At 50.8% G+C, this 14,637-nt stretch carries 12 protein-coding genes; 1 reads left to right on the forward strand and 11 read right to left on the reverse strand.

Annotation, left to right across the window (positions count from 1 at the left end; all coding sequences use genetic code 11):
* Positions 1-5 precede the first annotated feature (5 nt).
* Positions 6-1,373, reverse strand: a complete 1,368-nt coding sequence (hemA, locus tag IC804_RS05115) for a glutamyl-tRNA reductase (protein ID WP_011887920.1) — start codon at positions 1,371-1,373, stop codon at positions 6-8.
* Between the two features lie 164 nt (positions 1,374-1,537).
* Here hemA and IC804_RS05120 point away from each other — a divergent pair, with 164 nt between their 5' ends.
* The gene (locus IC804_RS05120; protein WP_008881106.1) at positions 1,538-2,023 is read left to right on the forward strand and encodes a hypothetical protein; all 486 of its coding nucleotides are present in this window, start codon (positions 1,538-1,540) and stop codon (positions 2,021-2,023) included.
* 73 nt (positions 2,024-2,096) lie between these two features.
* On the opposite strand, the gene yihA is transcribed toward IC804_RS05120, so the two are convergent.
* The 10 genes from yihA to leuB all read right to left on the reverse strand — a co-directional run bounded on the left by yihA (position 2,097) and on the right by leuB (position 14,627).
* The gene (gene yihA, locus IC804_RS05125) at positions 2,097-2,684 is read right to left on the reverse strand and encodes a ribosome biogenesis GTP-binding protein YihA/YsxC (protein WP_008881107.1); all 588 of its coding nucleotides are present in this window, start codon (positions 2,682-2,684) and stop codon (positions 2,097-2,099) included.
* Positions 2,681-5,023, reverse strand: coding sequence for an endopeptidase La (gene lon / locus IC804_RS05130; RefSeq protein WP_011887921.1), 2,343 nt, complete (start codon positions 5,021-5,023; stop codon positions 2,681-2,683). The genes yihA and lon overlap by 4 nt, the downstream gene beginning before the upstream one ends.
* 112 nt (positions 5,024-5,135) lie before the next feature.
* Positions 5,136-5,279: a hypothetical protein gene (locus IC804_RS05135; RefSeq protein ID WP_158083257.1), complete on the reverse strand. Its 144-nt coding sequence runs from the start codon at positions 5,277-5,279 to the stop codon at positions 5,136-5,138.
* 13 nt (positions 5,280-5,292) lie between these two features.
* Positions 5,293-6,969: an ATP-dependent protease LonB gene (gene lonB, locus IC804_RS05140; protein ID WP_008881109.1), complete on the reverse strand. Its 1,677-nt coding sequence runs from the start codon at positions 6,967-6,969 to the stop codon at positions 5,293-5,295.
* 140 nt (positions 6,970-7,109) lie between these two features.
* Complete coding sequence (gene clpX, locus IC804_RS05145; RefSeq protein WP_011887922.1) at positions 7,110-8,375, reverse strand: ATP-dependent protease ATP-binding subunit ClpX; 1,266 nt, start codon at positions 8,373-8,375, stop codon at positions 7,110-7,112.
* A 229-nt stretch (positions 8,376-8,604) separates the two neighbouring features.
* Positions 8,605-9,891: a trigger factor gene (gene tig / locus IC804_RS05150; RefSeq protein WP_008881112.1), complete on the reverse strand. Its 1,287-nt coding sequence runs from the start codon at positions 9,889-9,891 to the stop codon at positions 8,605-8,607.
* Between the two features lie 165 nt (positions 9,892-10,056).
* The gene (locus IC804_RS05155; RefSeq protein WP_081156939.1) at positions 10,057-11,040 is read right to left on the reverse strand and encodes a tetratricopeptide repeat protein; all 984 of its coding nucleotides are present in this window, start codon (positions 11,038-11,040) and stop codon (positions 10,057-10,059) included.
* A gap of 354 nt (positions 11,041-11,394) precedes the next feature.
* The gene (gene leuD, locus IC804_RS05160) at positions 11,395-11,988 is read right to left on the reverse strand and encodes a 3-isopropylmalate dehydratase small subunit (protein WP_008881114.1); all 594 of its coding nucleotides are present in this window, start codon (positions 11,986-11,988) and stop codon (positions 11,395-11,397) included.
* A gap of 88 nt (positions 11,989-12,076) precedes the next feature.
* Entirely contained in the window at positions 12,077-13,492 is a 1,416-nt protein-coding gene (gene leuC, locus IC804_RS05165) for a 3-isopropylmalate dehydratase large subunit (RefSeq protein WP_008881115.1), read from the reverse strand.
* A 19-nt stretch (positions 13,493-13,511) separates the two neighbouring features.
* Positions 13,512-14,627, reverse strand: coding sequence for a 3-isopropylmalate dehydrogenase (leuB, locus tag IC804_RS05170; protein ID WP_008881116.1), 1,116 nt, complete (start codon positions 14,625-14,627; stop codon positions 13,512-13,514).
* Positions 14,628-14,637 lie beyond the last annotated feature (10 nt).

A 14,637-nucleotide genomic window follows, 5' to 3' on the forward strand; every position in this document is an offset into this window, starting at 1 on the left:
CCACCTTACAGCTGCCATGATGGGCGGGCGGCGCGAACCGCTTCCGCTTGCTGTTCATCCCTCAACTGCACTTCTGCTCGCTGCGCGCTCCGTTGCTCTGCTTTGACTGCATCTTCGATATTAAAAATTTTCATAAACAGCTGAAGCGCTTCGTCAGCGTTCGGACCAGCGGCAAGTTCCTTCACCTGCAAAATCGGGTCGCGGAGCAGCTGGTTAATAATGCTTTTCGTATGTTTGTTCAACACTTTCCGATCGCGCTCCGACAAATGCGGCAACTTTCGCTCCAAGCTTTTCATCGTTTCCGCCTGAATGGCGAGCGCTTTTTCCCGCAGCGCCGCGATGACTGGCACAACGCCGAGCGTCTGCAACCATTGGCCAAACGCCACTAGCTCCCCTTCAATCATCTCCTCAATGAGGGCGGCAGCTTTTTGCCGTTCCGCCAAATTCGCTGCGACGACGTCTTGCAAGTCATCAATGTCGTACAAAAAGACCGTCTCTAGTTCAGCGAGCGCCGGGTCTAAATCGCGCGGCACGGCAATATCGACCATAAACAACGGGCGGCCTTTACGCATTTTCTCAAGCGGAGCCATCTCCTCTTTCGTTAACATGTAGCCTTTCGCTCCCGTCGAGCTGATGACGATATCCGCTTCAAGCAGTGCACATGACAATTCGCCAAGCGACTTCGCCTCACCGTCAAACTGCGCCGCGAGCTGCTTCGCTTTTTCAAGCGTCCGGTTGACGACGGTCACTTTACCGACACCGTTGCCGTACAAGTTTTGCGCCGCCAACGTCCCCATTTTGCCGGCACCGATAATCAAAACATGCTTGCCGTTGAGATGGCCGAAAATTTTCTTCGCCAACTCGACAGCTGCATAACTGACCGACACGGCATGCGCACCGATCCCGGTTTCCGAATGGGCGCGTTTGGCAAACGTCACTGCCTGTTTAAACAGGTGGTTCAAAATCGTGCCGCTCGTTCCAATCTCTTGAGCGAGCAAATAGCTCCCTTTCACTTGTCCTAAAATTTGCGTTTCTCCAAGCACCATGGAGTCAAGGCCGGCTGCTACGCGGAACAAATGCCCCGCGGCCGCTTCCCCTTCGAGCACGCGCAAATACGGGGCGATCGCCTCCGCTTCGATGTCAAACCATTCGGCTAAAAATGCTTTTATATAGTAACGGCCGGTATGCAGTTGATCGACGACCGCGTAAATTTCCGTCCGATTGCATGTGGAAACGATGACGTTTTCGAGGATGCTTTTTTGCTTGGCGAGCTGTTTCATCGCCTCGCCGAGCTCTGCCTCACCAAACGCCAACTTTTCACGAATTTCTACAGGGGCAGTTTTATAATTGACGCCAACTACGATGATCTGCACGGTGCAATCCCCCCTTCTTAGCCCAATCCCTTCCACTATTATACCATAAACGTCTATCATTCCGATTTGAAAAAATTGTGAACATCCCTCACGAGCTATGTTAAACTGTATACAGTGAACATTCTATCATAAACATGTCTAAATGGGAAACGGGGGGCACGATCGTGAAAAACAGAGCTGCTTTCTCCGGCATATTGTTCATCGGCCTCGGATTATATTTTCTTGCCGGACAGTTAGCCATTCCATTGCTCCGCTTCCTTCAAGGATGGCCGGCTTTGCTCGCCATTTGCGGCGCCGCCTTGCTTGGGCAGGCGTATTCGGCGCGCGAGTACCATTATGTTTTCCCGGGCTTTCTTTTGCTCGGCTTCGGTGTTGAGCTTTTGCTTGCCAGTGCCTTTCCGTCTTGGCCCCATGGCACAAACATCTTTTTTTTCATCATTGCACTCTCTTTTTTCGCCAGCAGTCGCAAGCAAAAAAGCGGAGCCGGCTTCGGCGCATTTTTTTTGCTTCTTGCTATTGTGCTGTCGTTTTCCGACCGCGGCCAGCCGCTGTTCCATCTCGTCCAAACCGGCCTTTCTTCCATCTGGAAGTTTTGGCCGCTCGGACTCATCGCCATCGGCATTTACGTATTATGGGCCAAACGGAGGTAGTTGGAGGTGAACAAAAGGTGTCTCGAAGGATCGAGACACCTTTTTCATCACCAAATATGAGAACACTTTTTTATCACTCGGTCAAAAACGGCAAGAGCGCCGCCCACGCTTCCTCTTTTCCTTGCCCGGTCTCGGAGGAAAACAAAATGAGGGAGTCACCGGCTGCCAGACGCAACGTTTCGCGTGCGATTTTCGCATGCTTTTGCTGCTTGCCACGCGGGACTTTATCCGCTTTCGTCGCAATGACGATCACAGGAATCTCGTAATGTTTGAAAAACTCATACATCATGACATCGTCTTTGGTTGGCGGGTGGCGCAAATCGACAAGCAACAGCGCCGCTTTGAGCGTCTCGCGCGTCGTGAAATACGTCTCCATCATTTTTCCCCATTTTTGCCGCTCCTGCTTCGACACGCGGGCAAAACCATAGCCAGGCACGTCTACAAAGTAAAACGAATCGTTAATCAAATAAAAGTTCAACGTCTGCGTTTTCCCTGGCTTTGATGAGGTGCGCGCCAAGTTCTTCCGATTGATCATTTTGTTGATAAATGACGATTTGCCGACGTTTGAGCGACCAGCAAGCGCCACTTCCGGCCGCCCACTATCCGGATATTGCTCGGGTTTGACAGCACTGATGACGAGCTCTGCTTTTGTGATGTTCATCGTTCCCACCCCACCAACGCATGTGGCAGCACCTCATCGAGATGGGAGACGAGCACAAAGCGCAAGTCGCGCTTTACTGTATCCGGAATGTCGGCCAAATCTTTTTCATTATCTTTCGGTAAAATGACCGTTTTCAGTCCGGCGCGGTGGGCGCTTAGCGTTTTCTCTTTTAAGCCGCCGATCGGGAGCACACGGCCACGCAGCGTAATTTCCCCGGTCATACCGACAAACCGGCTGACCGGCTTACCTGTTAAAGCGGAAATGAGCGCAGTCGCGATCGTAATACCAGCAGACGGTCCGTCTTTTGGCACCGCTCCTTCTGGAACGTGAATATGGATATCGTACGTTTCATGAAATTTCGGGTCAATGCCGAGCTCCTCGGCGCGTGAACGCACATAGCTGAACGCTGCTTGTGCCGACTCTTTCATTACATCTCCGAGTTTTCCGGTCAAGACAAGTTTGCCGTTGCCTTTCGCAAGCGACACTTCGATGGCGAGCGTATCACCGCCAAACGCGGTATACGCAAGACCGGTGGCTACCCCAATTTGATCTTCTGCCTCCGCCTGACCATAGCGGTATTTTCGTTTCCCTAAAAATTCTTCGATATTATTTTGTGTAACCACAACCCGCTTTTTCTCCCCAGAGACGATGAGGCGAGCCGCTTTCCGGCAAATGGCGGCAAGTTGCCGTTCAAGCTCCCGAACGCCGGCTTCGCGCGTATAATGACGGATGATATCCAACATCGCATCATCCCGAACCTGGAGCGCTGCCTTTTTCAGTCCATGCTCCGCCAGCTGCTTCGGCAGCAAATGCCGTTTGGCGATATGCAGCTTTTCGACCTCTGTATAGCCTGGAATGTGAATGATTTCCATCCGGTCCAACAACGGCTGCGGAATCGTCGCCAAATTGTTAGCGGTAGCGATAAACATTACTTTCGATAAATCGTACGGCTCTTCGATATAATGATCGCTGAACGTATGGTTTTGTTCCGGATCGAGCACCTCAAGCATAGCCGCGGATGGGTCGCCACGGAAATCGCTTGACATTTTGTCGATCTCATCAAGCAAAAAGACCGGATTGATCGTGCCTGCTTTTTTCATGCCTTGAATGATGCGACCCGGCATCGCTCCAACGTACGTGCGACGATGGCCGCGAATTTCCGATTCGTCGCGCACGCCGCCAAGCGACATGCGAACGAAACGACGGCCGAGTGCTTTGGCAATCGAGCGGGCAAGCGATGTTTTTCCGACCCCCGGCGGTCCGGCAAGGCAAAGAATCGGTCCTTTTAACGATTGGGTCAACTGCTGCACGGACAAAAATTCAAGCACCCGCTCTTTCACCTTATCAAGCCCGTAATGCTCCTCGTTTAAAATCGTTTCCGCGCGTTTAATATCGTGGATGTCTTTCGTTTCTTTTGACCATGGCAAAGCAATGAGCCAGTCTAAGTAGTTGCGGATGACCGCACTTTCCGCTGATGTTGCCGGAATTTTTTCATAGCGGTCGAGCTCCTTGAGGGCCGTCTCTTTCACATGTTCTGGCATGCCGGCTGCCTCGATTTTCTCTTTGAGCGCCTCGACTTCACCCGTTTTTCCTTCCTTTTCACCGAGCTCTTTTTGAATGGCTTTCATTTGCTCGCGCAAATAATACTCTTTTTGCGTCCGCTCCATTGACTGTTTGACGCGAGCGCTAATTTTTTTCTCGAGCTGGAGCACTTCTTTCTCGTTGTGCAAAATTTGAATAATTTTATTCAGCCGTTCTTTCACATCGATCGTTTCTAAAATACGCTGTTTTTCTTCGAGCTTAAGCGGCAAATGCGAAGCGATAATATCGGCCATCCGCCCCGGCTCATCAATGTCGACAATCGAGGCATAAATGTCCGCCGACAGCCGCTTGGATAAATTTATGTATTGCTCAAAATATTCGAGCATCGTCCGCTTGAGCGCCTCATCTTCCAAGTCTTTCGATGCCCGATCAGCGAATTTTTCCACCTTGACGGAAAAATACGGCTCCTCGCTGACGACTTCGGTGATGAGCGCCCGGGCAATGCCTTCGACAAGCACACGGAACGTGCCGTTCGGCAATTTCAACAACTGCTTAACGCGCGCAATCGTCCCCATTTTATATAAGTCGTCCATGTCCGGTTCGTCGATGGCGACATCTTTTTGCGATGTCAGCAAAATGATATGGTCCTCGACCATCGCCTGTTCGAGTGCTTTCACCGATTTCTCGCGCCCGACGTCCAAATGGAGTACCATCGTCGGAAACACAAGCAACCCCCGCAGCGGCAAAAGCGGAACGATCGTCTCCTTTTTCTTTCCGTTCACGCCGAACACCTCCATATCTCGCTTCTATTCGTTTATTGTATAGTACGACAGCCAGATTTGTAAAATTTGATGAATACCAAAGAGAACAGCATCTTATTTGCAGACAAAGAAAAATCGACTCCGGCGATCATCCGCTTGCGCCGAAGCCGTACACTGACAACTGGTAAAACCGTTGATCTGTCTCATAGTCGGCCGCACAATGCAGCGAGCCGTACACGAAACGGTATATTCCACAGCGGCAAAAACGGGCGGCTGCGCTCCTCTTTGCCATCGCTCCCCCTTTGTTACACGAGCTTTTTCCCTGAACGATCGGCGGCAGCAGCCGGCAAAAATGCAGTGCCTCGACGGAGTGTTTCTTCACCGAACACGTGGATGAGCGCTTCTTCAAGGCGGCGGACAGCGATAATTTGAATACCGCTCACTTCCCGCAACAGCGATTGCATGTTTTCAATCGGAATAATGACTTTTTTCGCTCCGGCTTGCTTGGCCGCTTTAATTTTAGCAAACACGCCACCGACCGGTTTGACGTAGCCGTGGATGCTAATTTCTCCAGTCATTGCGACGGTATGATCGACCGGCAGCTGATAAATGGCCGAATAAATCCCAACCGCGATCGCCACCCCGGCTGAAGGACCGTCGACTGGCACACCGCCTGGAAAATTGACGTGAATATCGTAACGGTCCGCCGGTACCCCCATCGCACGAAGCACGGTAATCACGTTTTCCGCCGAGCCGCGCGCCATACTTTTGCGGCGCACCGATTTTTCCGGACTACCAATGCTTTCTTCCTCGACAATGCCGGTCACATTGATTGATCCTTTTCCTTTCGCTGGCAAGGCAGTCACTTCAATTTCGAGAAGCGCGCCGGTGTTCGGTCCGTATACCGCCAGCCCATTGACAACACCGACTGCCGGAGCGGATCCAATTTTCTTTTCATAGCGCGGAGCCATTTGGCTTGAGTGAATGACCCATTCAATATCTTTATCCAAAATTTTCTCCCGGTTTTCCGTAATGGCAAGCCCGGCCGCAATTTGCATCATGTTCACCGCTTCCCGACCGTTGCGCGCATAAGCGGCAAGGAGACGAATGCCGCTTTCGGAAACATTCAAGCGGATTTTTTCCGCTGCTTTTTTGGCGATCAAGGCGATTTCGTCTTGATCCAATTCGCGGAAAAACACTTCTAAACAACGGGAACGAATGGCCGGAGGAATCTCGTTTGGCGTTCGTGTCGTTGCACCGACAAGGCGAAAATCGGCCGGCAGCCCGTTTTGGAAAATGTCATGGATATGGCTTGGAATTTGTGGGTTTTCTTTGCTGTAATAGGCGCTTTCAAAAAACACTTTCCGATCCTCAAGCACTTTGAGCAGCTTGTTCATTTGGATGGGATGGAGTTCGCCAATTTCATCAATAAACAAAACGCCGCCATGAGCGTTCGTCACCGCCCCTTGTTTCGGCTGGGGGATACCGGCTTGTCCCATCGCCCCGGCCCCTTGGTAAATCGGGTCATGCACCGAGCCAATGAGCGGATCGGCGATGCCGCGCTCGTCAAAGCGCGCCGTCGTCGCATCGAGCTCAACAAATACAGCATTTTTCTTAAACGGGGAGAGCGGATTTTTCTTCGCTTCTTCAAGTACCAACCGGGCTGCGGCTGTTTTGCCGACGCCAGGTGGTCCATAAATGATGACATGTTGCGGGTTCGGCCCGCACAGTGCTGCTTTCAATGCCTTGATGCCGTCTTCCTGACCTACGATATCGTCAAAACTTTTCGGGCGTACTTTTTCGGCAAGCGGCTCAGTGAGTGAAATAGAGCGCAGCTTGCGGAGCTGCTCCATCTCTTTGCGCGATTCTTTATCAATCGATACTTTTTGCACACGCTGTCCTTTTAACAAATTCCAAAAATAAAGGCCGATGACGACCCCAAAAAACAACTGAATTACAAGCACGATATTCGTCCAATTCATGCCCCGATATCCTCCTGCCTTCAAGTAGTATGTAGTATAATAGTATCTCCGCGAATTGGCGGGAATAAACAAAAAAAGCGCCGACTGGCGCCTAGGGCATGCAACAAAAAAGAAACCGCCGTAAAAGGCGGTTTCCCTCATTAAGCGGACGTTTTCCGTTCGTGCTCGACCACCGTGCCGTCATGGCGAATGAGTTTCGGTGGTTTTTTGCCGCACACGGTATCGACAGTAATGATACATTTTTGCACATCTTCGCGCGACGGAAGCTCAAACATGACATCGAGCATAATGCCTTCGATGATCGAACGGAGACCGCGCGCTCCCGTTTTCCGTTCAATTGCTTTTTTCGCGATTTCACGGAGTGCGGCTTCTTCAAACTCAAGCTCAACGCCGTCAAGCTCGAGCATTTTTTTGTATTGCTTCACAATGGCGTTTTTCGGCTTCGTCAAAATATCAATCAACGCTTGTTCATCGAGCGGTTCAAGCGTAGTAATGACCGGCAGGCGGCCGATGAACTCCGGAATGAGACCAAACTTGAGCAAGTCTTCCGGCAACACTTTCGACAGCAAGTTTTTCTCATCAACGTCAGCTTGGTTCATTTCAGCACCAAACCCGATCACTTTTTTGCCGAGGCGGCGCTTGATGATCGGCTCAATTCCGTCAAACGCCCCGCCGCAAATAAACAAAATGTTCGTCGTATCAATTTGAATAAACTCTTGATGCGGATGTTTGCGGCCACCCTGCGGCGGAACGCTGGCGATCGTGCCTTCCAAAATTTTCAACAGGGCCTGCTGCACCCCTTCACCCGAAACATCGCGGGTAATGGAAGGGTTTTCCGACTTGCGGGCAATTTTATCGATTTCGTCGATGTAAATAATGCCTTTTTCTGCCCGTTCGACGTCGTAGTCAGCCGCTTGAATAAGCTTCAGCAAAATGTTTTCGACGTCCTCGCCAACATAGCCCGCTTCCGTGAGCGATGTCGCATCAGCAATGGCAAACGGTACGTTTAAAATGCGTGCCAATGTTTGCGCCAAGAGCGTTTTCCCGCTTCCAGTCGGCCCGATCATCAAAATGTTGCTTTTCGACAGCTCTACATCGTCAATTTTGCTGCCGGAGTTAATCCGTTTATAATGATTATAAACGGCAACGGCAAGCGATTTTTTCGCCTCGTCCTGGCCGATGACGTATTCATCTAGAATTTCACGGATTTCCACCGGCTTTGGCACATCTTTAAACTCGAACTCTTCCTCATTGCCAAGCTCTTCTTCGACGATCTCCGTGCATAGCTCGATGCACTCATCGCAAATGTACACACCCGGCCCAGCGACCAACTTGCGCACTTGGTCTTGTGTTTTGCCACAAAACGAACATTTCAACTGCCCTTTTTCATCGTTAAATTTAAACATGTTATTCACCCCTTGTTAACGGAATCACGCCTGCGTTATGTATCGTGTGTCGCCATCCTTCGTTGCAAAAACGTATGTATTCGCTATTTTACCATAAGTGTTCCCGAAAAAGCGAATGAAAAAACTAAAATGTGTTAGAAAAGTTTGAAAACTCATCCTCCAATCGCCATTGATGAGATAAAGAACAAGGCACGAACGTTTCGCGCCTTGTTCCTTCCCTACTTCAGTATTATGCCGCAACCGTGCTGTGCTCTACAAGAAAATCGACCGTTTTTCGCCATTTTAAATCTTCTTTGACGCCGTCGAGGTTGCCGATCAGCTCTTTTAACTTGTCAACGCTCAAGTTGTAGGATGCGGCCATTTTTTCAAGCTCTTCATTCACTTCTTCGTCAGTCACGTCGATATTTTCTGCTTTGGCGATCGCTTCAAGCGTCAGTGCTGCGCGCACCCGCTTTTCAGCATCTTCTTTCATTTGTTCACGCAACGCTGCTTCGTCCTGGCCGGAGAATTGATAGTACAACTGCAAGTTCATTCCTTGCATTTGCAGACGTTGGTCAAATTCGCGAAGCATCCGGTCAGTCTCATTTTGCACCATGACAGCCGGAATATCGATTTCCGCGTTGGCCGCTGCTTTCTCAACAACTGCGTTGCGAACGGCCGCTTCTGCCTCGTTCTTCTTCGCTTCTTCTAAACGAGTGCGGATTTTCGACTTCAGTTCGTCAAGCGTTTCGACTTCTTCATCGACATCTTTTGCGAATTCATCGTCAAGCGCCGGCAGTTGTTTCGCTTTCACTTCGTGTACTTTCACTTTGAACGTCGCCGGTTTGCCCGCCAGTTGTTCAGCATGATACTCTTCCGGGAAGGTGACTTGAATTTCTTTTTCTTCTCCCGCTTTCATGCCGACAAGCTGATCTTCAAACCCAGGAATGAACGTTCCGGAGCCGATTTCGAGCGAATAGTTTTCTGCTTTGCCACCTTCAAACGGTTCACCGTCGACAAATCCTTCAAAGTCGATGACGGCCGTATCACCGTTTTCCACTGTCCCCTCTTCTTTGACGACCAGTTCAGCATAGTTTTCTTGCAGGCGCTTCAGCTCATTTTCGACATCTTCATCCGTTACCGTCGTATCGATTTTTTCAACCTCAAGTCCTTTGTATTGACCGAGTTTTACTTCCGGTTTAACAGTGACTTTCGCTTTAAAAATTAAGCTTTTGCCTTTTTCCATTTGCTCAATGTCGATTTCCGGCATCGATACCGGCTCAATGCCTGCTTCTTCGACCGCTTTCGCATACGCTTCCGGCAGCAAAATGTCGAGCGCATCTTGATAGAGCGCTTCAACGCCAAAGCGTTTTTCAAACAAGACGCGCGGTACTTTCCCTTTACGGAAGCCCGGAAGCGAGACGTTTTTCACCACTTTTTTGAATGCGGCGTCCAAGCCTTTGTTCACTTGTTCAGCGTCGACCTCAACGGTCAATACGCCTTCGTTGCCTTCAAGCTTTTCCCATTTGACTGACATACTGTTCCCTCCACCTAAAATCATTGCTAGGATCATGGCGCAATCTGCTTGTCCATTATCCTTTTATTATGTCCATATTATGTAGCCAAGTATGCGAAAACAGATACATAGCACAGCCATTATATTATAACATACAAAAGCTATGTTTCAATACAGAACCATCCATCAGAGGTAGGAAAGTTTCTCTATTTCGTTCAACTTTTTGCAAAGCTTCGCCATCTCCTCCACCGCTACACCGTAGCGGGCAGCCAACATACTCATATCAGCGTCCATACCTTGAAGCCGGCTTGCCATCCAATGAAGGGCAGCAAGCCATACGTCGGCATCGGCCGGCTCTGGCGGGAACGGATACAAGATGTACGCATAGCGAAGCCATATTTCCGCCGCCGTTTCATACAAGCTCGGGCTCTCCACCGTAAGTCGCTGCTCAAGCAGGCGCAACAGCGTTGAAGCGAATTCCGTTTCCGCCTGTTCGTTTAATGCAGATGGGACGACATCGATACGCTGGCCAAACTTCTCAACCGTCACTGTCTCATCAATCTGTTTCACCGTCAGAAGCCGAAGCAACATCGTTTTTGCTATCGGGCTTTTTTTCGGTTCACTTAAATATTGACTCAACAGTGACAGTACTGGAGCGATATCTTCTTTTTCCAGCTGTTTAATGAGCTGCATTTGCTCGGCGATATCCTCCGATTCAAGCAACCGTTTCACCCGCTTCCATTCCGCGGGCGGCAATGGGCGGACGTTCATTTTTTCACTGAATCGGAGCAGCTGGCGAAGCTGTTCACGCAATGAAACTGGCAGTGTCTGGCGACGCAAAGCGGAGCGGATGAACGTTTCCGCCTCCCGATATCGGTTCGTCTGTAACAGCAGGGCAACATACATTTGCAACAGTTCGCCATTGTTCGGTTGTTCATCAAGCAATGCGGCCAGGCGCCATTCCGCCTCATCGTAATCTCCCAGCTCGTAGCAGCAAACCGCAAGCCCGAGCCGGATCGGAAAGCTGCCGTCACCAAGCTGTTCGGCGGCACGCAAAAAACGGAGTGCTTCCTTGTACTGCTTCGCCTCGAGTGCTGTGAACGCCGCTTCGATCAGCCGTTCTTTCGTTTGTGGAAACATAATGATTTTTCCTTTTTTTCCGTTCCCCATCTTTGCCTGCTCCTATTTGCATTTACCACAAGTGTAGCAAGTTTTCCCTGGCGAAACAAGCCGCAGCAACATCATGACAGCCCACTCATCCCTCTACTGTTTGGTCAAAAACGGGGACTGACTGAAAGGGACGACTGTCTTCAAAAGAGGGAAGCTATAGCCTAAAAAACTGACAAAAACCATTACTCCTTCCATCCATCATTTTTCTCTCTCAATGAGCGAAACGCCTTTTTTGCTCCGTCACCAGCTCTAAAAGAACGATTCAGCGCATGTATACAGTGATGAAAAAGGGTGTCCCTTTTCTTTTAGGACACCCTCAGTTCGCCTTACATTGCCGTTCCGAACGCCAAGCGCTTACGGCCGCGGACAATGTTTTTGCTCGTAGGCAGCAATATGCGATTCGTATACAAACGTTAAATCAATTTCGTCCCAGCCTTTTAAGAGCAACTTCTTCCGGTACGGGTCGATGTCAAACGGGCGTGAAAACCCTTCGTCATCAAACACCCGCTGTTCTTCAAGCGAAACGGTCAGCTCGTAGTCAGCACGCTCGCTCTGTTGTAATAAATAGCGGACATCTTCCTGATCAAGCCGAATGGGCAGCAGTCCGTTTTTTAAGCAGTTATTGTAAAAGATATCGGCAAATGAAGGAGCAATGATCGCACGAAATCCATAATCCTGAAGCGCCCACGGGGCATGTTCGCGCGATGAACCACAGCCAAAATTGTCACCGGCGACCAAAATCGTTGCCCCTTCATTTTCCGGACGGTTGAGCTCAAACTCCGGATTCGGCGTACCATCGCTTAAATAGCGCCAGTCGTAAAACAGAAATTGGCCAAATCCGGTACGCTCGATCCGTTTTAAAAACTGTTTCGGAATGATTTGGTCGGTATCGATGTTCACCCGGTCGATGCCAGCAGTTTTTCCGCGGTGAATCGTAAACGGCTTCATCGTCTCTCCCCTTCCATCAGATGTATCAGTCACCGTTCCAAAAGCGGATGGCCCTAAGGTGGGATGCTGCGGATTCAAGAAGCATCCCTTACCGGACCGGTTCAGCTTCGAGCTGACGCACATCGACAAAGCGGCCGTAAATGGCAGCGGCAGCAGCCATCGCCGGGCTGACAAGATGGGTGCGCGCTCCTTTTCCTTGACGCCCTTCAAAGTTGCGGTTCGACGTCGACGCACAATGCTCGCCTTCCGGAATGATGTCCGGGTTCATGCCCAAACAGGCGCTGCAGCCAGCATCGCGCCATTCAAAGCCGGCATCAAGGAAAATTTGCGCGAGTCCTTCTTCTTCAGCCTGTTTTTTTACTTGCTGCGACCCGGGTACAACAAGCGCTCTGACACCAGGAGCTACTTTTTGGCCCTTGACGATTTTCGCCGCTTCGCGCAAATCGCTGATGCGTGAGTTCGTACAGGAACCGATAAATACATGCTGCACCGGAATTTCGGTAATCGACATGCCCGGCTTCAGCCCCATATACTCAAGCGCCCGGCGCACCGCGTTTCGCTCTGTTTCGCTTTCAAACTGTTCCGGGTCGGGCACCGTTCCATCAACCGATGTGCTCATCGATGGGTTCGTGCCCCACGTTACCATCGGGGCAATGGTTGAGGCGTCAATTTCGATCGTTTTGTCATACTCGGCCCCTTCGTCGCTGGCAAGCGCACGCCACCGTTCAACCGCTTGGTCAAACTCCTCTCCTTTTGGTGCATATTTGCGTCCTCGCAAATAGGCAAATGTCGTTTCATCCGGACTGATGAGGCCGGCGCGCGCCCCGGCTTCGATCGACATGTTGCAAATCGTCATCCGCTCTTCCATCGACATCCGACGGATCGCCTCACCGGTAAACTCGATAATATAACCGGTGCCGACGCCGACGCCGTAGCGGCCAATGATAGCCAAAATGACGTCTTTCGCCGTCACTCCTTTGCCGAGCTGGCCGTTGATGCGGATTTGCAACGTTTTCGGTTTATGCTGCCAAAGCGTTTGTGTCGCCAATACGTGCTCGACTTCACTTGTTCCGATGCCAAACGCCAAGGCGCCAAACGCTCCGTGCGTCGATGTATGACTGTCGCCGCAGACGATCGTTTTTCCTGGCTGAGTCAAGCCAAGTTCCGGACCAATCACATGAACGATTCCTTGTTCTTCGCTGTGCAAGTCAGCAAGCGGGATGCCAAACTCGCGGCAGTTGCGCTCAAGCGCAGCGATTTGGTTGCGTGCCACTTCATCAGTAATGACAAACCGGTTGACAGTCGGCACGTTATGGTCCATCGTCGCAAACGTCAAATCCGGACGCCGAACTTTGCGCCCGTTTTGGCGCAGCCCTTCAAATGCCTGCGGCGATGTCACTTCATGCACTAAATGCAAATCGATATACAGCAAATCCGGCTTTCCTTCTTCTCGATAAACGACATGGTTTTCCCATATTTTCTCGATGATCGTTTTTGGTTTCATTGCCTTCACCTCGCTCGTCTCATGCATAAACGGTCATGATTTGCGCGATCGCTGTATAGTCCAGTACAGCTGTTTTGATTTCCTCGATCATTTCATCTGTCGATACGACACGACCGTTGCTTTGCGCTAGATCAGCCGTTCGCAAGCCCGCAGTGAGCGCCTGCTGCACCGCATGCTCGATCGCTTCCGCCTCGGCGGTGAGCCCAAACGACAGGCGAAGCATCATGGCAGCCGACAAAATAGCAGCAATCGGATTCGCCTTTCGCATGCCAGCGATATCGGGCGCCGAACCGTGCACCGGCTCATACAAGCTCGGTCCGGAAGCCGACAAGCTAGCTGATGGCAACATCCCGAGCGAGCCGGACAACATCGATGCTTCATCGCTTAAAATGTCGCCAAACATATTTTCAGTGACGATCACGTCAAACTGCTTAGGCGCGCGGATCAGTTGCATCGCTGCATTGTCGACCAGCATATGTTCAAGCTCTACATCCGGGAATTGTTTAGCCACCTCTTCGGCCACTTCCCGCCATAAACGGCTTGAGGAGAGCACGTTCGCCTTATCGACCGATGTCACTTTTTTCTTCCGCCCACGTGCCAGCGTAAACGCCATGCGCACAATCCGTTCAATCTCTTCCTTTTTATATAAGAGTGTGTCAACGGCTTTTTCTTCCCCATTTTCAACAACGCGGCCGCTCGGTTGGCCGAAGTAAATGCCGCCGGTCAATTCACGAACGATGATAAAATCTACCCCTTGCACGAGATCGGATTTTAACGGCGAAGCGGAATCCAAACTGTCATAGCAGACGACCGGCCGCAAGTTCGCGTACAGCCCAAGCTGTTGACGGATAGCAAGCAACCCTTTTTCCGGGCGCAAGTGCGGAGGATTTTGGTCCCACTTCGGACCGCCGACCGCCCCAAGCAAGACAGCATCGCTTTGTTGGCAAAGGCGAAGCGTTTCTTCTGGAAGCGGCGTCCCTACTTCATCGATCGCCGCTCCGCCAATCAACCCGTATTCGAATGTAAACTCGTGGCCAAACCGGATTCCGACCGCTTTTAATACTTCCACCGCTCCAGACGTCACTTCTTTGCCGATACCATCTCCCGGCAAGACGGCAATCCGATAGTTTCCCATGCTCGATCCC

This window comes from Geobacillus sp. 47C-IIb (assembly GCF_014679705.1).
In the GTDB taxonomy this organism is placed as follows: Bacteria; Bacillota; Bacilli; order Bacillales; family Anoxybacillaceae; genus Geobacillus; species Geobacillus thermodenitrificans.